This is a genomic window from Acetobacterium wieringae, assembly GCF_026646375.1.
Taxonomy (GTDB): Bacteria; Bacillota; Clostridia; order Eubacteriales; family Eubacteriaceae; genus Acetobacterium; species Acetobacterium wieringae_A.
This window is the reverse complement of the sequence record NZ_JAIPPU010000013.1, coordinates 17,614-39,377: the sequence shown is the minus strand read 5'-3', so window position 1 is coordinate 39,377 and position 21,764 is coordinate 17,614. Positions and strand designations below refer to the sequence as shown.

The window sequence follows — 21,764 nt, the reverse complement described above, 5'->3', positions numbered from 1 at the left end:
TGCCTTTAAAATTAAAAAAACACGGTTTAAAATTCCGTGTTTTTTAATTTAATTATTCGACGACAATAACCCGACGTTCGATCGGTTCAAAACTCTTTTCAATGGGCATCTCCGTCGGAACCCCAAAAGGCATCTGAGCAATCAGTCGCCAATCCGATGGAATCAGAAAGGCATCTTTCACGTCTTTGTCTATAATTGGATTATAGTGTTGCAGGTTGGCTCCCAGACCGGCGGCTTCCAATTGAGTCCAGATGGCAAACTGCAGCATTCCATTGGCCTGTTCAGCCCAATCCGGAATACTGTCACGATAGGACGTGAACTTTTCCATCAATCCTTTCGTCACTGAGGTGTCATCATAAAACAACAATGTCCCGCAACCGGCCGCAAAACCATTGATTCGATTTTCAGTAAGGCGAAACTCATCAGCTAGAATTCGTTTTCTGAGTACTTCCTTCACAATCCCCCAGAATTCCAGATGCTTTTCTCCAAATAATACAGCAACCCGCTGACTTTGGCAGTTAAACGCCGACGGTACATGCTTCGTCGAATGGTCAACAATCTCCAGTATTTCTTCAGCCGTGATGGTACTTTCATTACAAATCCCGTATATTGAGCGACGTCCTTCGATAGCTTCTTTAAAATCCAGTGGCATAGCAAATACTCCTTTTTCTAAAATATTTGTTCTTTAAGCCTTATGATAAATATTATACTCTTTTTTTTGATAATTTCAATTTTTTATTATGCTACCTAAAAAAAACAGCGCCTAAATGACACTGTTTTTGAGATTGTTTTAGTTATTTTCGGTTAATCGCTTTTTTGGCAGCAGCTACGATGTCGCCAGCTGTCAAACCATATTTTTCCATCAGCGGTGCCACCTTGCCGGATTGTCCAAACAGGTCTTTGACACCAACCCGTTCCATCGGTACCGGCGCCTCATCACATAAAACTTCAGCGACTGCTCCACCCAAACCACCGATAATGCTGTGTTCTTCGGCGGTAACAATGGCCCCTGTCGTTAAAGCGGCCTGCTTAATAGCATCCACATCAATCGGCTTAATTGAACCCATATTAATCACCTGGGCTGAAACACCTTCTTCTTTCAGCTGATCAGCCGCTTCCAGTGCCAATGCCACCATTAAACCAGTTGCAATAATAGTAACATCACTACCACTTTTCATCATACTGGCTTTACCCAACTCAAAGTGATAACTCTCATCAAAAAGCACTGGCACATCACTGCGACCTAAACGAATGTATACTGGTCCGTCAATTGTAATGGCCGCATCCAGCATTTTTTCAGTTTCGATGGCATCTGCCGGTGATAACACCGTCATATTGGGCAATACCCGCATCAGTGCAATATCTTCGATCGACTGGTGTGAACCGCCATCTTCGCCAACTGAGATGCCCGCATGAGTTAAGGCAATTTTTACATTGAGCTTAGTATAACAGATACTGTTGCGAATAATTTCATAAGCCCGTCCGGCACCAAAAATTGCAAAGGTACTGGCAAAAGGAATTTTTCCGGCGGCTGCCAAACCAGCCGACATGCCCAAGAGGTTTTCTTCCGCAATTCCCACGTTAAAATGCCGATCGGGATATGCCTTTTTAAAAATATTTGTCTTTGTTGCGCCTGAAAGATCCGCATCCAAAACCACCAGATTTGGGTTCTTTTCTCCCAGTTTTACCAGATATTCGCCATATGCTTGTCGTGTTGCCTTTTTTTCTGCCATGATTACGCCTCCAATTCTGCCAACGCTTGTTTTACTTCTTCTGCATTCGGCCCTTTTCCATGCCATCCCGCATTATTTTCCATAAATGAAACACATTTACCTTTAACCGTTTTACAAATAATCACTGTTGGTTTATCTTCTGATTTTTGGGCAACTTCCACGGCAGTTCGCAGTTCATCAAAGCTATGTCCATCTTCCACCGTGATGACATTCCATCCAAAGGCTTCAAACTTGGCATCAATAGGGAATGGTGACATCACCTCACAGATGGCGCCGTCAATTTGAAGATTATTATTATCCACAAAGGCGATCAGATTATTCAATTGATAATGGCTGGCGGCCATGGCAGCTTCCCAGACCAACCCTTCCTGCAATTCACCATCACCTAAAAGCGCATAAATCTTATGGGGCTTATTGTCAATTTTTCCAGCCAACGCCATTCCGGCAGCCACCGAAATTCCCTGTCCCAAAGAACCGGTTGACATATCAATCCCCGGCACTTTGTTCATATCCGGATGGCCCTGAAGAATAGAACCCAACTGTCGCAGATTTTCCAATTCAGATTTGGGAAAAAAGCCTTTTTCGGCCAAAGTTGCATAAAGCACTGGAGCCGCATGGCCTTTAGATAAGACAAAACGATCCCGATCTTCTTTGCGGGGATTCTTTTCATCAACATTCATTTGTTCAAAATAAAGCAGGGTTAAAATTTCCGCAGAAGACAATGACCCGCCGGGATGTCCTGAAGCAGCCTGTCCAATCATTTTTACAATATCTTTGCGAATTTCCGTAACAGTTTCTTTTAAAAATGCCATTTAATTCTCCTTTTTAATAAATATCACTATTCGTGTTGATTTGCCGATTGAGAATGTCTCGTCTGACAGATTGGGGAAGACCATCCTTAATGAAGACCCGCGGCACCCGTTTGTTGATCATACAGGTAATTTCATAATTGATGGTTCCCAATGCATCGGCCAGTACATCAGCAGAAATGTTGTTGCCAAAAAGCTCTACTTCGTCATACAGGGAAACCGCCTCCACATTGGTCAAATCAATCATGCATTGATCCATACAAATGCTGCCAACTACCGGCACCAGCTGGCCGGAAATAAAAACTTTTGCCAAACCATTTAGCATCCGGGTGTAGCCATCAGCATAGCCAATTGGTAAGGTACCAATAATTCGATCCTCTTTCGCAACAAAGCGATTGCCATAGCTCACTGTTTCACCAGGATGCAGGGTTTTTAGATGAACAATGGTTGACTTCAGAGTCATCACCGGTTTTAAACTGATCTTAGACCGATCTACTTCCGCCGACGGATAGAGCCCATAGAGAATAATCCCTGGCCGCACCATGTCAAAATGAACGCCTTCCACATCAAATATCCCGGCACTGTTGGCCATATGCTTAATGGGAATGGCAATATTTTTTTCCGCCAGTTCCGAAAGAACATGTCGGTAGCGTCGGATCTGCTCCTGAGTGTGGGTTTTGTCAGCGGCATCGGCGGTGGAAAAATGGGTAAACAACCCCTGAAGCTCGATTCCTTCTAACCGGTTCATCTCCGCAATCGCTTGTGATGCCTCCCGCCAGCCAATTCCAATGCGTCCCATGCCCGTATCAATTTTTACATGAATGGGATGACGAATACCAATTTCCTGACAATGTTCCGACAGAGCCTGAGCAAAGTCCATCTGATAAACACCGGGAATCACATCCCAGCGGATCAGATCGGTGATATGCGCTTTTGAGGTATATCCCAACAGTAAAATCGGCTCGGTAATCCCGCCCTGTCGCAGGGCGATGGCTTCATCGATGAAAGCGACCGCCAGCATATCCACCCCGGCATCACAGAGGGCTCTGGCACATTCCACACTGCCATGACCGTAAGCATCGGCTTTGACCACACCGAGAATTTTAACATCAGGCCCGACAATCCGGCGGATTTCTTCATAATTGCTGATCAGAGCATCCAGGTCAATTTCTGCCCAAGTCGGACGGAGCGCCAACTCTTTCATGCTGTCGGAACTTCCTGAACCATTTTTAGCACCATCGCCACCCCATTTTTGATTGATGCTTCGAGATTTGCCTGATAATCATCGGTTAGATTGGAATCAGCTTTGTCAGACATGGAACGAATTACCAGATAAGGAACCTGATTGAGCATGGCCACCTGTCCCACTGCTGCTCCTTCCATTTCCACACAAAGGCCGCCGAATTCTTCCAGTAATTCTTGCTTGAGCTGATTCGAGTTCACACCTAAATCGGCAGTCATGACACGGCCAACACGATACGTTGCACCAAGGTCTTTGGCAGCGGCCTCTGCCATCTTGATCAGGGTAGGATCTGCTTTAAAAAAGGTTATGTTCATGTTTGGTATTTCACCCCGTGGATGGCCAAAGGCTCGGGCATCCATATCATACTGACAACTGTCTCCAGAAATAACGATGTCGCCAATTTCCAGCTCGGGATGCACTGCACCAGCTACCCCCACATGGACGATGTTGGTTACTTTAAAAATGTCAATCAATACCTGCGTACACATGGCAGCATTGACTTTTCCAATTCCACTTTTGACAGCCACCACTTCTTTCTGATGAAGTTTTCCTTTAAAAAAAGTCATGCCTCCGTGATGAACTTTAATCCCATCTTCCATCGCCGCTTTGATGTCACGAACCTCACTGTCCATAGCTGCAATAATACCGATCATCTGCTTTTTTCTCCCTTCAAAAGACTCACCGCTGCATTGGCAGCGATTCCCTGTTCACTTCCAGTAAAACCCAGACCTTCTTCGGTTGTCGCTTTTACACTGACACAACCTCCGGATAAATCCAGGGTTTCCTTGATATTTTCCACCATCATTTCAATATACGGCGCAAGCTTTGGGGCTTGTGCAATAATCGTCGAATCAATGTTGTTAATTGTATACCCCTTTTCTGTCACAAGCTGTCCCACCTTTTTAAGCATTCGCAAGCTGTTACAATCTTTGTAGGCGGCATCAGCATCCGGAAAATGTTTGCCAATATCGCCCAATGCCAGGGCCCCTAACAACGCATCCATAATGGCATGCACTAATACGTCAGCATCTGAATGACCTTGCAGTCCCAAAGGATGCTCTATTTTTACACCGCCTAAAATGAGCGCTCGATTTTTTACTAAACGATGGACATCATAACCAATTCCGATCCGTATCATTTTACTCCTTCCAGCTCGTTTCCAAATAAATTTAACCACATTTTTAGCCATTTGTACAGATTTTTTTCGTTTCCACAAATTTACTTTTAGCGATCCCGAAATGTGCCAAAAATCTATCTGAACATCACTCTTTATTTTTACAAATGATAAAATAACGTTTTAAAAATTTTTATCTCAATTCAGAGGCTGAATTAATTTTCAGGCTGTCTGATTCGAGACCGATTCTGTAAACTTCCCAAATTTGAATTTTCATTAAAAATTATAACATAACCAAACAAAAAAACGCCACCAAATAAATAACTTAATGGCTTTTAAGCTATTTGATCTGGTGACCATTATTTAGACTATTACTGTTCCTCCCTGCTGTTCGTTTTTAACAGATCCCGAACCACTTCTCCGGCAATCAAAAGACCGGCAACCGAAGGAACAAAGGCAATGCTACCCGGCGGGGTTTCCCTGATAATCGGCTCTTCGGTGGAATAAAGCACCTTTAATGATTTCACGCCCCGCTCCCGCAGTTCTTTTCGCATCACTTTGGCCAGCGGACAAACCGACGTTTCATAGATGTCGGTAATATTAAAACGGCTGGCATCCATTTTATTTCCCGTTCCCATACAACTGATAATCGGCACCTTGTTTTGCTGACTTTTAATGACCAGATCGATTTTCGCCGTCACCATATCCACCGCATCAATGACATAATCATAGTCCTGAAGATGGAATTCCTGGTAGTTCTCAGGAGTATAACATTTATGCATTGGATGGACAATCGAAAGCGGATTAATGGCAATCAGTCTTCTGGCCATGACATCTACTTTTTTCTTACCAATGGTTTTCACATTGGCCATAATCTGACGATTTAAATTACTGGGATCAATAATGTCTTTATCCACAATGGTTAGAAAACCAACTCCACTGCGAATCAACGCTTCAGCCACAAACGATCCAACCCCACCGACTCCAAACAGGATGACTCTTGAGTTTTTTAGAATCTCCAAACCGGGTTTACCAATCAATTTTTCGGTTCGGTCAAAGATTCCTGATTCTGTTTTCATTTTTACATTCTTTCCGGAGCCGATACTCCCAAAATACCCAGAGCATTTTGAATAACCTGCTTTGTTGCCTCAATCAGCACAACTCTGGCCTTCATTAAGGCTTTGTCATCAACCCGAACGTGGCAGGCATTATAAAAACTATGGAACGCTGCCGCCAGATCAATGGCATATCGGGTAATTCGGCTGGGATCCAATTTATCTTCAGCAATCAGAATCTCATCCGGGAAATTAGCAAGAATTTCCATCAAGTTCAATTCTTCTTTTTCAACCAGGCGGCTGTAATCCAGGGGAACCGTCTGATCCAGTTCTTCAGTCATCTGGCGAATAATGCTACAAATTCGGGCATGGGCATACTGCACATAAAACACCGGGTTGTCATTGGACTGCTCAATTGCCAAATCCAGATCAAAGTCAAAATGACTATCCGGCGAACGCAGATTAAAGAAGAAGCGGGTAGCATCAACGCCGACTTCATCAATCAGATCGGTCAGGGCAATCGCTTTTCCCTGACGTTTAGACATTCTTGCCACTTCTCCATTTCGCAGCAATCGCACCAGTTGCATAATAACCACATCAAAATTACTGGCATCAATGCCTACCGCTGTTAATGCGCCTTTGAGTCGCGCCACATGTCCGTGATGGTCAGCACCCCAAACATTGATACAACGATTAAAACCACGATTGATAAACTTATCCATGTGATAGGCAATATCAGCCATAAAATAAGTCGGTAGTCCATTGGCCCGGATTAGCACATCATCTTTATCAGAACCAAATTCAGTGGCCTTAAACCACAAGGCACCTTCCTGTTCATAGGTAAATCCCCGCTTGCCCAGTAGCTCAACGGTCTTCTCAATGGCGCCGCTGTCATAAAGGCTCTGTTCCGAAAACCAGACATCATAGTGGATTCCATAGGCTTCCAGATCGCTTTTCATCTGGCTGAGGTTTTTGTTCAGCGCATAGTCAATCAAAATCGGTTTGCGTTCTTCTGGCGTCAACAATCGGTGAACATCCCCATTAACGGCAATAAATGCTTTCATATGATCCGTAATGTCTTCTCCCTGGTATCCGTCTTCAGGAAAGGGAATATCCTCACCCATCAATTGTCGATAACGGGCATCAAGCGAATCACCAAACTTGACAATCTGGTTTCCTGCATCATTAATATAGAATTCCCGGGTGACAGCGTAGCCAGTCCAGTCGGCCACTGCTGCTAAAATATCGCCGATAGCTCCGCCTCTGGCGTTGCCCATGTGCATCGGCCCGGTCGGATTGGCCGAAATAAACTCCAGATTAAATTTTTTGCCAGCATTTTTCTGACTTCGTCCATAATCAGCTTTCAAGTCTGCCACTTCGTCTAGAACCGCATACTGCCAATAGGGCTTTAGTTTAAAATTAATAAAGCCCGGTCCCGCTATTTCGATTGACTCAATATAAGAGTCCCCCGTATTCATATTGGCCACCAAGGTCTCGGCAATAAAACGGGGCGCTTTTTTCGTCTGTTTGGGAAGCTGCATGGCAATATTGGTGGAATACTCACCATGTTCTTTTTCTCTGGGAATTTCCAGAAAAAGATCCGGCATGGTTTCAATGGTCAATGCTCCTGATTCAACCGTTTGATTCAGCGCATCGCCAATGATTGTTTTAATCTGTTTGGTGATCTTTTCACGTATGTACATCCTTATTTCCTCTCACTTTTCTTTTTATTATCAGTAAATCAAGTCTTTTTATTTTTTCCTGGTCAGATAGAAATTTAAAGGAGAAGCGCAACTGGCGCTTCTCCTGTGATTGGCATTAAGCCATTTTTATTGGGTGATTTTGATGTTTAGAATATTCTGAGAATTGGTAACGCCTTCGATTTCGATGTCATAATCGATGGACACCTTGGTAGGCTCTTTATCCTCATTATAATTGACAAATACATCCTTGGTTAAAATCCCCATGGTCACATCCCCGTAAGGGGTGGAATACCAGGTCAGGTTTCGCTTTCCCCGCTCAAATTCCATAATGGAGTTGGTGGTTCCCAGACGAATGACTGATACTTTTTGCGCATCAACACAAACGGTAGTGATCGTTCCTTCCATCCCGGAAACTTCCGATTCGTGATAAGTCACACAGGATCGATTCGCTTCTTTATATAAATCTCCTTCGGTCAGGAACTCCAGGGTATCCTTTTCTTCTTCGTTTTTGACGGTTCCCGAAATGGACAACCACACTTTTTTTCTTTCTTCAGTCATTGGTCTCCTCCTAGAGGTATAATTTCTCCCACTATTAAACCATTGTTGAGTTTTTTTATCAAGAAAAATTATCCATTTAAGTTTTTATTAGGATTACGCATCATAAAGAAATCGGATCACCTAGTTGGTCGTGGTGCGTTTCCGCTTCGCTGACGCAATAATCAGATCTACAAGTTCTATATACCCAATTCCAGTGGCTTCCCACATTTTTGGATACATACTGATGTTGGTAAATCCCGGCAGGGTGTTTACTTCATTGATTAAAACGCGTTCATCCTCTGTGACAAAAAAATCAACCCGCGTCAAGCCGGAACCTTCAATGGCTTCAAAGGCCTTTATGGCATAGGCTCTGACTTTTTCAGTAACTTCCTGCGATAGTTCAGCCGGAATAACCACCTTGGAATCTTCGGTCGCTGAGTATTTAGCTTCATAATCATAGAACTCTTTAGAAGGAATGACTTCTCCGGGAATCGAGGCCCGAATAACGTTTCCGACTTCTAAAACGGCACATTCAATCTCTCTTCCTTTGACAAAGTCTTCCAGAATCAGTTTATTGTCATAAATAAATGCTTCATTAATGGCAGCAACCAGCTCGTTTCGATCATGCGCCTTGCTGATGCCCACGCTGGAGCCCATATTGGCCGGTTTAACAAAAATCGGATAACCCAGATCCGTTTCGATCTCGGCAATTTTGCTGTCCGTATCTCTTTTCCACTCATTTTCCCGAAAATAGATATATTTACCAGTGGGGATTCCCACGCTTTGGAACATAATCTTGGAGAAGACCTTATCCATTCCCACCGCTGAGCTTAACACCCCACACCCTACATAGGGTTTATTGAGCATTTCAAAAACACCCTGGATGGTGCCATCTTCCCCCATTGGTCCGTGAAGAACAGGAAAAAAAACATCAATTTTGGCGATTTCCGGATGCGAGAAAATTGAAAAATCAGCAATCAGGTTGTCTTCATCCTGCTCCCAGGAACCGTCCTTAATTTTATTTGTATCACCTGAATATAAATACCACTTCCCCTGCTTTGAGATCCCGATGGTGACAATGTTATACTTATTCCGATCGATAACCCCTAAAACATTGTAAGCAGAGACTCTGGAAACCTCATGCTCACCCGACTGGCCTCCAAAAACCACGCCGATATTGAGTTTGTTTTTCATATCTTTTCCTCACTTTTCTTTCGAGATCTCGTTATTATGATTTTATCAATGATAACTATTGGCAGTAAGCTTTGCGACCCCTTCGCAAAGACCTGGTTATTTCAGACACTCTAAAAAATCTTCTTCCGTTATAACCCGAATACCATTATCTTTTAATAGAGCGACGGTGATGCCATCCCCACTAACCAGCTTCTCACTGAAGGTGCCATCATAAATTTTTCCACACCCACAGGAAGGGCTCTTGCTTTTCATAATGGCAATTTTGGCGCCTGAGGTTCGGGCTGTATCTAAAGTCCGTTGCGCTCCCAGAAGATATTCTTCAGTCACATCTATTTTTTTATTATTATACACTTTACGCTCCCCATTGACCACGACTATTTCCGCTGGATCCCGAGGGATCGGCATGGTTGCCAACACCTCCGGACAAACCGGAATGGCCTGGCCCTGCAAAAATAGTTGACGCAATTCATCCACCGGATGGGCTTTGCCCTCATAATTAATCTTCATTCCCAGCAAACAACTGGATACTAAAATCTTTTTTTTCTTTTCCAACGCTTCTTTTAAACAAGTAAAGTCTTTCTGATTCATTTTTCCCCTCATTCTTCGTTTTTATGATCCAACCTGTCCTCCCGGTAAATCCAGGCTCCCCGCTTAAAAACCATTTTATAAATCATATCTTTTAAGATAATTTCACCGATTTTTATAATTGAACCGGAACCAATCGTAACCTTGTTGGTAACTCTTGCGCCCATTCCTATTTTGGTATGGTGACCGATGGTCACATCTTTCCCAATAATCACTCCGGGCTCCAAAATACAGTTATCTTCAATCCTGGTGTTTGCTTCAATGATCACCCCGGTACCAATCTGACAATTTTCGCCAATGGAAACCCCGGTGCCGATAATTGCACCGGCACCAATGGTGGTTTCATTTCCCATTGTAACCGTTTCGGCAATCACTGCGCTGGAGTGAACATTTTTTTCGTTCACCTGGTGTTTCATCTGTTTTCTCCTATTTTTTTCGGATTCTCAACCCTTTGGGGTAGTGGTTTTTGATCAACCCTTCACTAGCTTTACCAAACCCCAGCGGGTAGCCATCGTAGCCAAGCAGAATCCATCCTTTGGAAGCCTTGAGGTTTAATGCCTCACCTTTTAAATACTGATAGGCCAGCTCTTCATCGGTTAGATTACAGCTATTTTGGGCCTGAGACAAGCCAAGCGCCATGGCCAGCGCGTAGCTGGGCTCAAAACGATTTTTCTTAAAGGTGCCCAAGTGAAGACCCGGACGTAAGAGCTTTAAATTGGCAATCCGTTCAAGTAAAATCCCTTTCGGAATGGCATAAAGATGTTCTCCCAAAAGATAGAGGCGGTCTTCGATTTTTTGAGAAAATTCCGGATCGAGATTGTTTTTGGCAAAATCGCAATAGTCCTGTAACTCCAGGCGTGCCGCTTTTTTCAAACGGGATTTGGCATATCCCTGTTTGAGATCTAGGTTCTCCCCCTGGCCAGGCAATTTCTTTAATTTGGCAATAAAATGCCCCTCACCTTTGACGGTCATGGGCATAATCCGCAGCGTTTTGGCAATGGCATCCTGCTGCTTTCGGGTCCAGGCAATCCGACCATGCTCAAAAATCCCGGGTAACTCAACCGTTTCCACTTCATAGGGATATTTTTCGATAAACGACTCGATCATTTGTTCATTTTCTTCCGGAGAAAAGGTGCAAGTTGAATAAACCAATACCCCGCCAGGTTTTAACAGGCGATGGGCACTTTCCAGTATTTTTTCCTGCTTTCCCCGACAGCGGTCGACCCGTTCCAGACTCCAGTCAGCCAGCGCACCAGGATCTTTACGAAACATCCCCTCGCCAGAGCAGGGGGCATCGACTAATATCTTATCAAAGCTCTCATAAAAAGAATCCACCAACCGTTCTGGAAATTCATTGGTCACAAGAGCATTGGTGATCCCCATCCGTTCAATATTGGTAGAAAGGATGCCAGCCCGGGAATTAACCAGCTCATTGGCAACCAGCACCCCCGTCCCTTGAAGTCGGGCTCCGATTTGGGTGGATTTCCCTCCCGGTGCCGCACAAAGATCCAATACCCAATCCCCCGGCTGAGGGTCAAGTACTTCAACCGCCGCCATGGCGGTCGGTTCCTGAACGTAATAAAGCCCGGCATAATAATAGGGATTTTTGCCAGGTCGCACCGTATGGTCAATATAAAATCCTTCTTTACACCAGTTCACACCCTGGGTATTAAATGGTAATTTATTGGCCAATTCATCCGGCGTAATCTTCAGGGTATTGGTGCGAATCCCCTTACTCTCCGGCTGGTCATAGGAATCCAGCAGGCTCTGATAGGATTCTCCCATCAGATTTTTCATTTTTTCCTTAAACGCTTCAGGTAATTGCATGATGATCCCCATCTTTTACTACTTTATTTCAGACAGTTTCATCTCAGTCACAGTCCGAATTTATAACAATACTCGTTTCATTATACGTAAAGCCCCGGTTAATTACAATAAAATTTGTCAAAAAACACGTAAATAAAAACACCAGCCCAAAAGCTGATGTTTTTATTTAATTATAATTGCTGTTTATTATTTTTTGGGTTTTGCAAAAATCATCCGTCCTGCTGCAGTTTGCAGGATGCTGGTAACAATAACCGCAGTGCTGGAGCCAATATATTTCTTACCATTTTCAACAACGATCATGGTTCCATCATCCAGATAGGCCACCGCCTGACCGTTTTCTTTTCCCCCTTTAACCAGAAGAACCTTCATCTCTTCCCCAGGCAAAACAATGGGCTTGACAGCATTGGCCAGTTCATTAATATTGAGCACGTCCACCCCTTGAACTGTGGCGACCTTGTTCAGATTATAGTCGTTGGTCAGAATCTTACCTTTGGTTGATTTACCCAGTTTAACCAGTTTGGAATCGACCTCATGGGTATCTTCAAAATCTTCTTCAGTAATTTGCACTTCAATTTCCAGATCCGTCTGAATTTTATTTAAAATATCCAAACCACGACGGCCTCGATTTCGTTTGAGTTCATCGGCCGAATCGGAAATCAACTGAAGTTCATTGAGTACAAATACCGGAATTACGAGAGGGCCCTCAATAAAACCGGTTTTACAGATATCAAAGATCCGTCCATCAATGATCACGCTGGTATCCAATAGTTTGGGAATCGCTGCGCCTTTCTTTTTAGCCGGGCGCTTTTGACCCAACGTTACCGTAGCATCCTTTTCCCGTTTGGCACTCTGAAATGCCTGGAGAATGTCTTCCCGTTTTTTGATTGGCAGGGAAAACCCAATGTATCCCAGCACAATATAAATGCTGATGGTTAACAGTCCGCCAATCCAGGGAATGGGAATCTGCGAAAAAGCAAAACTGATCAGCATGGCAATTACCAAACCGATCACCAAACCACCAATACCCAGGCCAACGTCAATGAGACGGACATTTTCCATGCTGGCCTCAACGATTTTCGTCAACTTTTTCACGCCTTTTAGCATTAATGGAAATAGAATGAAAAATATAAGTCCGAATAGAACGATGAAAGCTGCATAGAAGACAATTTCCAATTCAGGCGTAAGATTAATTTGCATGGTTTTCATGATCCATGAATTGGTTATCAATACGTTGGCCAGGGCTATCCCAACCAGAATTCCAATAATTCCAAATGACACGCGAAGTATCTTTTGTATCACTTTCTTCACCTCCTTTCTAAAACATCACCTCGAATTATAGCACCTAATTCTTAAGATTAAACTATTAAATACAACAAAAGGCGCGAAATTCACGCCTCACTTTGTACCGAACTATTGATTAAATCCAGAATTTCTTCTTTATTCTTATCTTGAATCAAGACCATTTCGCTGACAATGAAATTCCGGGCATTATTTAGCATTTTCTTTTCCCCGGTTGAAAGGCCTTTTAATCGATCCAGTAAGATAAGATTCTTAACAACCTTGGCGACTTCAAAAATATCACCCGTTTTTAAACGTTCCAGATGTTCCCGATATCGTCGGTTCCAGTTTTTTTCCATCACATCCATTGGTAATTTTAGCGACTCGATCATCTCATCAATCACTGACTGGTTCACGATAGTTCTTACCCCAATATCATCAACTTTATCAACCGGAATTAAAATCTGCAAACCTTCGGACACGATCTGCATGATGTAGTAAGGTTTCGTTTCTTCAAATATTTCTCGTTCTTCGATTGCTTCAATGATACCTGCTCCGTGCATTGGATAAACAATTTTATCCCCAATCTTGTACATTTTAACCACTCCTATCATCGATTCTGGAGTTATTATAACACAAAAAAAAGGGAGAAGCCTTTTATTTTATAAAAAACTTATCCCGATGTCAATATTTTTTTAAATAATCGTGGTTAATCGTGGTTAATGGTGATTATATAATCATGGTTAAGCTGATCCGTTTTCGTTTCAGATCCACTGCCAGCACCTTAACAGTTACCACATCTCCCAGGGAAACCGCTTCTGACGGATGTTTTATATAACGATCGGTGATTTGAGAGATATGCACCAGACCATCCTGATGAACCCCAATATCGACAAAAGCGCCAAAATCGATGACGTTTCGGACTGTGCCTGTCAGTTCCATATCCACCTCCAGGTCACTCATCGATAAAACATCCGATCGCAAATGGGGCTTGGGGGCATTATCCCGGGGATCCCTTCCCGGTTTTTTAAGTTCCTTGACAATATCGTATAGGGTTGGAATCCCGATTTCCAGCTGGGCCGCCATTTCCGAGTAATTCATATCATTAAACAAATCCTGTTGTTCCCGGGTACTGAGCATTTCTTTTTTAATCCCTTTGAGTTTCAGCAGTTTCTCGACACTTTTATATGCCTCCGGGTGAACCCCGGTATTATCGAGGATATTATCACCGTCATCAATCCGTAAAAATCCGGCGCATTGCTCATAGGCTTTGGCACCCAGCCCTTTGACCTTCATCAATTCTTTTCGATTCTTGATCGGTCCAACGCTGTTGCGATAATCCAAAATATTATTGGCAATGGTTTTGTTGACCCCGGCTACGTACTTGAGCAGTGCTACCGAAGCCCGGTTAACGTTAACCCCGACATTATTAACGGCATCCTCAACCGTTGCTTCCAAGACCCGCTCCAGTTCTTTCTGATTGACGTCGTGCTGATACTGCCCCACACCAATATGTTTCGGATCAATTTTAACCAGCTCCGACAATGGATCCTGAAGCCGTCCCCCAATCGAGATGGCTCCCCGGATGGAGACATTAATATCCGGGTATTCTTCGGTGCCAAGTTCCGATGCTGAATAAACCGAAGCACCGGCCTCATTCACCACAATGTATTGGACTGGTACCTTGGTTTTTTTGATGGTTTCTGCCACAAATTGCTCTGACTCCCGGGAAGCAGTACCATTCCCAATGGCAATAATATCGACCTGATGGCGTTCAATTAGTTCGATCAACTCTTTTTCCGCTTTTTCGGCCTGCCCCTTGCCAAAGGTGGGATAAATGGTGGTATAGTCCAGCACCTTTCCGACCTTGTCAAGGATGGCAATCTTGCAGCCGGTTCGGAACGCCGGGTCAAAACCCATTGTGACCTTTTCTTTAAACGGCGGTTGGAGCAAGAGTTTTTTGAGGTTCAGAGCAAACATCTTGATCGCCCCTTCTTCCGCCCGCTCTTTTAGTGCCGACCGGATTTCCCGCTCAATGGCCGGCGCAATCAGCCGGTTATAACTGTCGTCAATGGCATTTAACAAATAGCTTGAGGGCTGGGTTTTAACCAACTCCTTCTTCAGGTAGGTAATAATTTCCTCAACAGGCGCCAGCAGCTTAACCGACAGAGCTTTTTTCTTTTCGCCCCGGTTAATCGCCAGAATCCGGTGATCCTTAATGGTTTTTATAGCTTCAGTATGATCAAAATACATTTCCAGCTCCGGGTTTTCCGCTTCTTTCCCTTTAACCACAGTGGATTTGATCTGGCCCTTGTCAAAGGTACATTTCCTTATCACGCCCCGATAGGCAGCTGTATCCGAAATTATTTCGGCGATAATATCCATGGCCAGTTGTAGCGCTTCTTCGGCGGTGTCGATTTCTTTTTCAACATCAATATAGCTAAGGGCAGCTTGGGCCAAGTCACTTTCAATCAGTTTTTGATCAAATATTTGCAGCGCCAATGGCTCCAGCCCCTTTTCCCGTGCCACCGATGCCCGGGTTTTCTTTTTCTGTTTATATGGCAGGTAGAGGTCTTCCACTTCTTGAAGGGTTTGACTTTTTAAAATGGCGCTTTTTAGTTCCGAAGTCAGCTTTCCCTGTTCCTCAATGCTACCGGTAACCTCTTCTTTTCGTTTTTCCAATTTCCTTAAATATGTTAACCGGACATCCAGATCCCGCAGCAACGCATCACTTAAATTTCCGGTGACCTCTTTTCGATAACGGGCAATAAAGGGAATGGTATTTCCCCCATCGATTAGATTGATGGTATCTTCCACTTGCTGAGGGCGTATTGAAAATTCTTTTGCCAGTTGGTTAATAATATGTTCCACAAAATACTCCATTTCTAAATTTCTTACATTCCATGTTTTAATTAATTGGTGTGTATATCAAAGAATAGTTTAACATTTTTTTGGTATAATCACAAATCTTCCCTAAAATAACCGAATGACTGTTTAAACCGCCTGTTGGCGCATTGTAATGAAAACAGGTTCATGATAAAATATTCTGTACTAAACGAAAAGGAGCATCACCTTAATGGCTATAAAATTTATTGTCGATTCCATGTGTGATACCAACAGCGACATTCTGAATCGCTATGACTTTGATATATTACCCTTTCCCGTAACCCTGGATGATAAAACCTACTTCGATGGCATTAACATTACCCCGGAAATGGTCGTTGATTTTGTCAGCCACAATAACAGACTTTTTCCTAAAACCGCCCAGATCCAACCGCTGGATATTACCAACACGATTGAAAACCACCTTAAAAACGGGGATGATGTCATCTATATGGTACTCTCCTCAAAGCTTTCGGGTACCTACCAGACCGCCCGGCTGCTGGCCAAAGATTTACAGGAAAAATACCCGGATCGAAAAGTCGCCATTGTCGATTCCCTTTCAGCCACCACCGGTTCGGCATTGATTCTTTTTCAGGGACTAAAGCTGAATAAGCTCAACCGCCCTTATGAAGAAATTGTTGAAACGATGAATTTTCTGGCTCAACATGCTCAAATCTTTTTTATGGTTGGCGACATCAAATGGCTGGCCCAGGGCGGTCGAATCAGCCGAAATGCCGCGATGATTGGCGATATGCTAAAAATCGTCCCGATTTTGTATTTTAAAGACGGGGAAATCCAAGTTTATGAAAAAGTCCGCGGCCAGAAAAAAGCTTTAAAAACGCTGCTTAGCATTGTCGAAGAAAAAATGACCAATCGGGAACAGGTTCTGGGCATGATCCAAAGCACTGCTCCGGATCTTCAGGAGAAAGCCAAAAGATATTTTGAAAAAGAGCTGGGTATCAAGAACTTTCTGCTGCCCGAAAAAGCCGGTGCGACTCTGACCGTTCATATTGGTACGAACTGCCTGGGCATTATGTTTTTTGATGAACTTCCCGAAAATTATGTCAATGTTACCCCCTGAACCCCTTTTGTATTGACCGGTCAAATAAAAAGCGCCTTACCGGATGCTAAACTGCACCGTAAGACGCTTTTTGCTGTTTATTTGGGCGATTCTAACCTCTCGGGGGTAAACTTGAAGCCACCAGCTGAACCAGTCGGCTCAGCGGCATGGTTTGCAACCAGACTTTTCCCGGTCCTTTTAAAGTGGCCAGAAATAATCCTTCACCACTTAAAAAGATGTTCTTCATGCCCTTGACGGCCTGAATGTCAAAATTGACTGATTCTTCAAACATGCCGATATGGCCCTGATCAATTTTAATCACTTCGCCGGGCGCCAGATCATATTCAACCATGGCACCGTCCATTTCAATAAAGACAGTTCCCGGTCCAGATATTCTTTGCAGAATAAAACCTTCCCCACCAAAAAAGCCAACCCCGATATTCTTTTTAAAGTACATATCCACATCCAGCGTCGATTCACCCGCCAAAAAGCTGCTTTTCTGACAGATAATCGACTGTCCCTGCTGCAGTGTCAGCGCTTTGATTTCGCCCGGATAACTGGAACAAAACGAAATCTGACTGTTGTTTCGCTCTGCCGTATAAGTAGTCATAAATAAAGAATCCCCCGCCAGGGTTCGTCTTAACCCCTTCATCAGACCACCTTTGGTATTGGTTTCCATCCGGATGTTTTCCGACATCCAGGACATTCCCCCCGACTCTGTAAACATTGATTCGCCGCTGTTTAACGTCACTGTTACCACCGGGAGATTGCCTCCCTTAATTTCATAATTCATTTTTTCCTCCTCGTTTTATGACTATAAAAAAACCGCCAATTTAAGGATATTTACCCGGAAATTGGCGATTTATTTTGTTTTTGACTATTTTTTTAATTTAATCAGGTTGATCAACCCACCGGCCAACAACATTTCTTTTTGGCGCTGCGAAACTTCCAATAACATAACATAAGTTAAACCCTTGGTTTTGTTCATCAACTTGGCCTGGCCAGATTTAACAGCTTCCAAAGCATTTTCAATGACCAGTTCATCGTTTAGTTCAATGGTATCATAATCAGCTTCGTTCTCGAATACCAGAGGCAGAATGCCATTGTTAATCAGATTGTTTTTATGAATCCGGGCAAACGATTTAACCGCCACCCCTTTAATGCCCAGATAAACTGGGGCTAAAGCCGCATGCTCCCGGCTGGAACCCTGACCATAGTTGGAGCCGCCAACAATAAAGCCGCCACCATTATCCAGGGCCCGCTTAGGGAATTCGGCATCGCAGGGTGCCAGACAATAGTTTGACAGGTATGGGATATTCGAACGGTAAGGCAGTAATTTAGCATTGGAAGGCATAATATGATCGGTGGTGATATTATCTTCGACCACAATTAAGGCTTTACCAGCGACGGTATTTTTAAGTGGCTGGGTAGCTGGGAAGGGTTTGATATTTGGTCCTTTGATGACCTCCACTTCCGTCCCTTCTGGTGCTGGTGCCATCACCATGGTATCGTTGAGCAAGAAGTTTTCCGGCATCGCAATTTCCGGCAGCTCAATCTTACCTAATGGATTCGTCAGTACCCCTTCTAAAGCGGATATCGCTGCAGCTTCCGGGCTTAACAGATAGACATCGGCTGAAGGTGTTCCCGAACGACCAAAGAAGTTCCGGTTGAAGGTTCGCAGCGACACCGCATCGGTAGATGGTGCCTGACCCATGCCGATACAGGGACCGCAACCACATTCCAGCACCCGGGCGCCAGCATTTAGGAGATCAGCTAAAGCACCGTTTTCAGCCAGCATCGTTAACACCTGTTTCGATCCTGGGGCAATTACAAGGGAAACATTTTCAGCCACCGTTTTGCCTTTGACAATGGCGGCCACCTTCATCAAATCCAACCAGGATGAATTGGTACAACTGCCAATCGCCACCTGATTAACTGCTAAACCTTCAATTTCCGAAATTTTGACCACTTTGTCAGGACTGTGCGGACAGGCAGTCAGTGGTTCTAAGGCATCCATATCAACTGTGACAACTTCATCATAGATGGCATCGGCATCAGCGGATAGTTCAATATAATCTGCGCCACGACCCTGAGCTTCTAAAAATACCCGGGTCATTTCATCGGATGGAAATACCGAGGTGGTTGCCCCCAGTTCGGCACCCATGTTGGTAATCGTGGCCCGTTCCGGTACAGTCAGAGTTTTTACACCCTCGCCCGTGTATTCAAACACCTTATTGACCCCGCCTTTAACGGTACATTGACGTAACACTTCCAGGATGACATCCTTGGAGGATACCCCAGTCCGCAGTTTCCCGGTTAATTCCACCTTAACCACTTTTGGCATGGTGATATAATAAGGGTCACCCGCCATGGCGACAGCCACATCCAGACCACCGGCACCAATGGCTAGCATCCCGATACCACCACCGGTAGGTGTATGGCTATCCGATCCTAACAGCGTATCACCTGGCACCCCAAAACGTTCAATCTGAACCTGGTGGCAAATGCCGTTGCCCGGTTTTGAATAATAAACACCATGTTTTTTGGCCACGCTCTGAATATAACGATGATCATCCATATTTTCCGGGCCTTCCTGAAGCATGTTGTGATCAATATAAGCCAAGGATTTTTTGGTTTTAACCCGGGGCACCTCCATGGCTTCAAACTGCAAATAGGCCATGGTTCCGGTGGAGTCCTGCGTCAGGGTCTGGTCAATCCGAATTCCAATTTCTTCACCTTTGATCATTTCTCCCACTACAAGGTGCGCCGCAATAATCTTCTCTGTTAACGTTTTTCCCATTTAATTTACTATTTCCTTTCCATACTGCTATTTTCTGAATTTTTCGGTGTGATGCGCTTGTTCTATACTATCGATTTTTATTATACCATCTTTTTTTCCAACTTTCCATTTTTTACTTTAGCGGTTTGACTTCAATTTAAATCGAAACTATGTTATACTGTGGTTCAATCAATTCAAGTTTATAAGTGGATTTGGAGGAGCTCATGACGTTTCTTAAATGCTTCAGCCGCTTTTTATTTGTCCAGGGAAGAAAGAATAATATTATCAACCTTTCGGCTCAGATGTCCTACCGAACCCTGTCGGCATTTGTTCCTTTTTTGATGTTGCTCTACAGCTTCATCAACTGGTTTTCTGCCAGTGTCAACGAAACCCTGATTTTTGCCTTTTCAAAAATACTACCGCAATCAATAATGAATTATGTTAATCTGGCCATGGAAAATGCCAATACCATTTCTTTTTCATTGGGAACGAATCTAATTCTGGGATTTTTCATTTTATATATTTCCGTTTCGGCCATGCATTCCCTGATCACTTCTTTAAACCGGATCTTTGGCCAAAAAGAAACCCGGGGAATTGTTGCGCTCTGGATTCAATCGATTCTATATCTGTTTTTATTTCTGCTGATTATCTTTTTTACGGTTTTTTTCTATCTATTCGGCGAAAAACTGCTTTCTTTTATTTTTAACGCTCTGAATTTGTCGCAATTTTTTGCAGTTTTTATCATTCTCTTTACGCTGCTTTATCTGCTTATTGTACCGACCCTGATCTTTACACTGATTTATATGTATGCTCCCAAAAACCATCTTGGTTTTTGGGAAGCCCTGCCAGGCGGCGCTTTTGTGAGTACCAGCTGGTTTATCATTCTGTTTCTCTATGCCCTGTTTGCCGATACTGTCCTTGATTTCAACAGCTTTTTCATTAATTTACAAGGACCCTTCTCATTGTTTTTTGTTGTCTATCTGATCTGTTTCAGCCTTACCTTAGGCGGCGTTGTGAATCTTTACGGAACAAAACAGTCATTATTGAGTGAAAGAGAGGCCGCCAAATGACCGAACGGATCATGAATTTAAAACTTGTGAAACTGATCAACTTTATCAGAGAGGATTTCGAAAAAACCGATTTTTCAGGAATCTGCACGCAAATGTCATTTTACCTGTTGTTGGCTTTTTTTCCCTTACTGCTTTTTCTGATTTCATTTATCGGAAATTTTATCAAACCCTTCGAAACCTATCTCTATGAAATTTTAGAAACATTTTTGCCAGCACTTTCCTATGAATATGTAACCAGTTTACTAAGTAGCCTGATCAGTCAGGGTTCCGGCTCCCCGTACATTCTGATTCTTGTGGCTTTCTTCTTTTCGTCCCTGGCCACCCGGGCAGTCATGATCGGTATCAATCAAACCTATGGCCGGGAAGAAACCCGAAATCTCAAAGAAATCTGGCTCTATTCGTTTCTGTTTACGATTCTTTTCACATTGGCTATTTTATTAATTGCAGTGGCCTATATTTTCAGTGCAGACGCCGGTGCTGTTATTTTTCAGAAAATTGGGTTATATACTTATTATTATCCGGTTCTGAGTTTTTTTGCGATTGCTTTTTCCTGGATCGTTTCAACCTTTATTTTTAATATGATCTATGTCTTAGCCCCCGCACAACCCTTAAAGCTTAAAAGCGGTTTTCCTGGAGCCTTGTTTGCCACCCTGGGACTTAATATCGCTTTTCGTATTTTTACCTTATTTATCAATCATTCCACCAAATATAGTACACTCTATGGTAGTCTGGGCGGTCTTTTTGCCCTGATGGTAGCCATCTACTTTATTTGTGTCATTTTGAATCTGGGGGGGAAGATCAATCTGTACTGGTCGTTATATCAAAACAATGAATTGCCATTCCCTTTTTAGCCACGACTTTGGGTATAAGATTCTCATAATATTTTTTTATTTA

General features: G+C 43.4%; 21 protein-coding genes. 3 read left to right on the top strand and 18 right to left on the bottom strand.

Annotation, left to right across the window (positions count from 1 at the left end; translation table 11 throughout):
• Window positions 1-52 precede the first annotated feature (52 nt).
• From Q7P33_RS12385 to Q7P33_RS12310, 16 genes are all read right to left on the bottom strand, one after another.
• Window positions 53-652, bottom strand: coding sequence for a nitroreductase family protein (locus Q7P33_RS12385; RefSeq protein ID WP_303870726.1), 600 nt, complete (start codon window positions 650-652; stop codon window positions 53-55).
• A 142-nt stretch (window positions 653-794) separates the two neighbouring features.
• On the bottom strand, window positions 795-1,733 hold the full coding sequence (locus Q7P33_RS12380) for a transketolase family protein (protein WP_303870725.1): 939 nt from the start codon (window positions 1,731-1,733) through the stop codon (window positions 795-797).
• A 2-nt stretch (window positions 1,734-1,735) separates the two neighbouring features.
• Window positions 1,736-2,545 (bottom strand): transketolase, encoded by an 810-nt coding sequence (locus Q7P33_RS12375; protein WP_303870724.1) that lies wholly within the window; start codon window positions 2,543-2,545, stop codon window positions 1,736-1,738.
• A gap of 13 nt (window positions 2,546-2,558) precedes the next feature.
• Window positions 2,559-3,746: an alanine racemase gene (gene alr / locus Q7P33_RS12370; protein ID WP_303870723.1), complete on the bottom strand. Its 1,188-nt coding sequence runs from the start codon at window positions 3,744-3,746 to the stop codon at window positions 2,559-2,561.
• The gene (locus Q7P33_RS12365; RefSeq protein ID WP_303870721.1) at window positions 3,743-4,438 is read right to left on the bottom strand and encodes a 5'-methylthioadenosine/adenosylhomocysteine nucleosidase; all 696 of its coding nucleotides are present in this window, start codon (window positions 4,436-4,438) and stop codon (window positions 3,743-3,745) included. The genes alr and Q7P33_RS12365 overlap by 4 nt, the downstream gene beginning before the upstream one ends.
• Complete coding sequence (ispF, locus tag Q7P33_RS12360) at window positions 4,435-4,920, bottom strand: 2-C-methyl-D-erythritol 2,4-cyclodiphosphate synthase (protein ID WP_303870850.1); 486 nt, start codon at window positions 4,918-4,920, stop codon at window positions 4,435-4,437. Before ispF ends, Q7P33_RS12365 begins: the two co-directional genes overlap by 4 nt.
• A 350-nt stretch (window positions 4,921-5,270) precedes the next feature.
• Window positions 5,271-5,978 carry a tRNA threonylcarbamoyladenosine dehydratase gene (locus Q7P33_RS12355; RefSeq protein ID WP_303870720.1) on the bottom strand — a complete coding sequence of 236 codons (708 nt, stop codon included), beginning with the start codon at window positions 5,976-5,978 and terminating at the stop codon, window positions 5,271-5,273.
• 2 nt (window positions 5,979-5,980) lie between these two features.
• A complete protein-coding gene (argS, locus tag Q7P33_RS12350) occupies window positions 5,981-7,657 on the bottom strand; it encodes an arginine--tRNA ligase (protein ID WP_303870718.1) in 1,677 nt (558 codons plus the stop codon).
• A 126-nt stretch (window positions 7,658-7,783) separates the two neighbouring features.
• On the bottom strand, window positions 7,784-8,215 hold the full coding sequence (locus Q7P33_RS12345) for a DUF1934 domain-containing protein (RefSeq protein ID WP_148638044.1): 432 nt from the start codon (window positions 8,213-8,215) through the stop codon (window positions 7,784-7,786).
• A gap of 120 nt (window positions 8,216-8,335) precedes the next feature.
• Window positions 8,336-9,388, bottom strand: a complete 1,053-nt coding sequence (locus tag Q7P33_RS12340) for a D-alanine--D-alanine ligase family protein (protein ID WP_303870715.1) — start codon at window positions 9,386-9,388, stop codon at window positions 8,336-8,338.
• 96 nt (window positions 9,389-9,484) lie between these two features.
• The gene (locus Q7P33_RS12335; protein ID WP_303870713.1) at window positions 9,485-9,976 is read right to left on the bottom strand and encodes a DUF523 domain-containing protein; all 492 of its coding nucleotides are present in this window, start codon (window positions 9,974-9,976) and stop codon (window positions 9,485-9,487) included.
• A gap of 8 nt (window positions 9,977-9,984) precedes the next feature.
• Window positions 9,985-10,389 (bottom strand): DapH/DapD/GlmU-related protein, encoded by a 405-nt coding sequence (locus Q7P33_RS12330; protein WP_303870712.1) that lies wholly within the window; start codon window positions 10,387-10,389, stop codon window positions 9,985-9,987.
• Window positions 10,390-10,399: 10 nt separating this feature from the next.
• Complete coding sequence (locus Q7P33_RS12325) at window positions 10,400-11,800, bottom strand: RsmF rRNA methyltransferase first C-terminal domain-containing protein (protein WP_303870711.1); 1,401 nt, start codon at window positions 11,798-11,800, stop codon at window positions 10,400-10,402.
• Window positions 11,801-11,986: 186 nt separating this feature from the next.
• On the bottom strand, window positions 11,987-13,099 hold the full coding sequence (locus Q7P33_RS12320) for a PIN/TRAM domain-containing protein (protein WP_303870710.1): 1,113 nt from the start codon (window positions 13,097-13,099) through the stop codon (window positions 11,987-11,989).
• Between the two features lie 89 nt (window positions 13,100-13,188).
• Complete coding sequence (locus tag Q7P33_RS12315; RefSeq protein WP_286805429.1) at window positions 13,189-13,674, bottom strand: CarD family transcriptional regulator; 486 nt, start codon at window positions 13,672-13,674, stop codon at window positions 13,189-13,191.
• A 133-nt stretch (window positions 13,675-13,807) separates the two neighbouring features.
• Window positions 13,808-15,949 carry a Tex family protein gene (locus Q7P33_RS12310; protein ID WP_303870707.1) on the bottom strand — a complete coding sequence of 714 codons (2,142 nt, stop codon included), beginning with the start codon at window positions 15,947-15,949 and terminating at the stop codon, window positions 13,808-13,810.
• Between the two features lie 205 nt (window positions 15,950-16,154).
• Between Q7P33_RS12310 and Q7P33_RS12305 the strand changes: the two genes are divergently transcribed.
• Window positions 16,155-17,042, top strand: coding sequence for a DegV family protein (locus Q7P33_RS12305; protein WP_303870705.1), 888 nt, complete (start codon window positions 16,155-16,157; stop codon window positions 17,040-17,042).
• A 91-nt stretch (window positions 17,043-17,133) separates the two neighbouring features.
• Here Q7P33_RS12305 and Q7P33_RS12300 read toward each other — a convergent pair whose 3' ends face one another.
• Together Q7P33_RS12300 and Q7P33_RS12295 are read right to left on the bottom strand one after the other, a co-directional pair.
• Window positions 17,134-17,814, bottom strand: a complete 681-nt coding sequence (locus Q7P33_RS12300) for a TIGR00266 family protein (protein WP_303870703.1) — start codon at window positions 17,812-17,814, stop codon at window positions 17,134-17,136.
• Between the two features lie 84 nt (window positions 17,815-17,898).
• Window positions 17,899-19,821, bottom strand: a complete 1,923-nt coding sequence (locus Q7P33_RS12295; RefSeq protein WP_303870701.1) for an aconitate hydratase — start codon at window positions 19,819-19,821, stop codon at window positions 17,899-17,901.
• 203 nt (window positions 19,822-20,024) lie between these two features.
• Here Q7P33_RS12295 and Q7P33_RS12290 point away from each other — a divergent pair, with 203 nt between their 5' ends.
• Both Q7P33_RS12290 and Q7P33_RS12285 read left to right on the top strand, forming a co-directional pair.
• Window positions 20,025-20,870, top strand: a complete 846-nt coding sequence (locus Q7P33_RS12290; protein ID WP_303870700.1) for a YihY/virulence factor BrkB family protein — start codon at window positions 20,025-20,027, stop codon at window positions 20,868-20,870.
• The gene (locus tag Q7P33_RS12285; RefSeq protein WP_303870699.1) at window positions 20,867-21,721 is read left to right on the top strand and encodes a YihY/virulence factor BrkB family protein; all 855 of its coding nucleotides are present in this window, start codon (window positions 20,867-20,869) and stop codon (window positions 21,719-21,721) included. The genes Q7P33_RS12290 and Q7P33_RS12285 overlap by 4 nt, the downstream gene beginning before the upstream one ends.
• The last annotated feature ends 43 nt before the right edge of the window (window positions 21,722-21,764 follow it).

Coding starts and splice junctions, on each gene's coding strand:
- Q7P33_RS12285 (WP_303870699.1), top strand. CDS start 20,867: ATGACCGAACGGATCATGAATTTAAAACTTGTGAAACTGATCAACTTT.
- Q7P33_RS12295 (WP_303870701.1), bottom strand. CDS start 19,821: ATGGGAAAAACGTTAACAGAGAAGATTATTGCGGCGCACCTTGTAGTG.
- alr (WP_303870723.1), bottom strand. CDS start 3,746: ATGAAAGAGTTGGCGCTCCGTCCGACTTGGGCAGAAATTGACCTGGAT.
- Q7P33_RS12305 (WP_303870705.1), top strand. CDS start 16,155: ATGGCTATAAAATTTATTGTCGATTCCATGTGTGATACCAACAGCGAC.
- Q7P33_RS12385 (WP_303870726.1), bottom strand. CDS start 652: ATGCCACTGGATTTTAAAGAAGCTATCGAAGGACGTCGCTCAATATAC.
- Q7P33_RS12380 (WP_303870725.1), bottom strand. CDS start 1,733: ATGGCAGAAAAAAAGGCAACACGACAAGCATATGGCGAATATCTGGTA.
- Q7P33_RS12335 (WP_303870713.1), bottom strand. CDS start 9,976: ATGAATCAGAAAGACTTTACTTGTTTAAAAGAAGCGTTGGAAAAGAAA.
- Q7P33_RS12375 (WP_303870724.1), bottom strand. CDS start 2,545: ATGGCATTTTTAAAAGAAACTGTTACGGAAATTCGCAAAGATATTGTA.
- Q7P33_RS12340 (WP_303870715.1), bottom strand. CDS start 9,388: ATGAAAAACAAACTCAATATCGGCGTGGTTTTTGGAGGCCAGTCGGGT.
- Q7P33_RS12325 (WP_303870711.1), bottom strand. CDS start 11,800: ATGCAATTACCTGAAGCGTTTAAGGAAAAAATGAAAAATCTGATGGGA.
- Q7P33_RS12315 (WP_286805429.1), bottom strand. CDS start 13,674: ATGTACAAGATTGGGGATAAAATTGTTTATCCAATGCACGGAGCAGGT.
- Q7P33_RS12365 (WP_303870721.1), bottom strand. CDS start 4,438: ATGATCGGTATTATTGCAGCTATGGACAGTGAGGTTCGTGACATCAAA.
- Q7P33_RS12355 (WP_303870720.1), bottom strand. CDS start 5,978: ATGAAAACAGAATCAGGAATCTTTGACCGAACCGAAAAATTGATTGGT.
- Q7P33_RS12300 (WP_303870703.1), bottom strand. CDS start 17,814: ATGAATTATGAAATTAAGGGAGGCAATCTCCCGGTGGTAACAGTGACG.
- Q7P33_RS12330 (WP_303870712.1), bottom strand. CDS start 10,389: ATGAAACACCAGGTGAACGAAAAAAATGTTCACTCCAGCGCAGTGATT.
- argS (WP_303870718.1), bottom strand. CDS start 7,657: ATGTACATACGTGAAAAGATCACCAAACAGATTAAAACAATCATTGGC.
- Q7P33_RS12290 (WP_303870700.1), top strand. CDS start 20,025: ATGACGTTTCTTAAATGCTTCAGCCGCTTTTTATTTGTCCAGGGAAGA.
- Q7P33_RS12345 (WP_148638044.1), bottom strand. CDS start 8,215: ATGACTGAAGAAAGAAAAAAAGTGTGGTTGTCCATTTCGGGAACCGTC.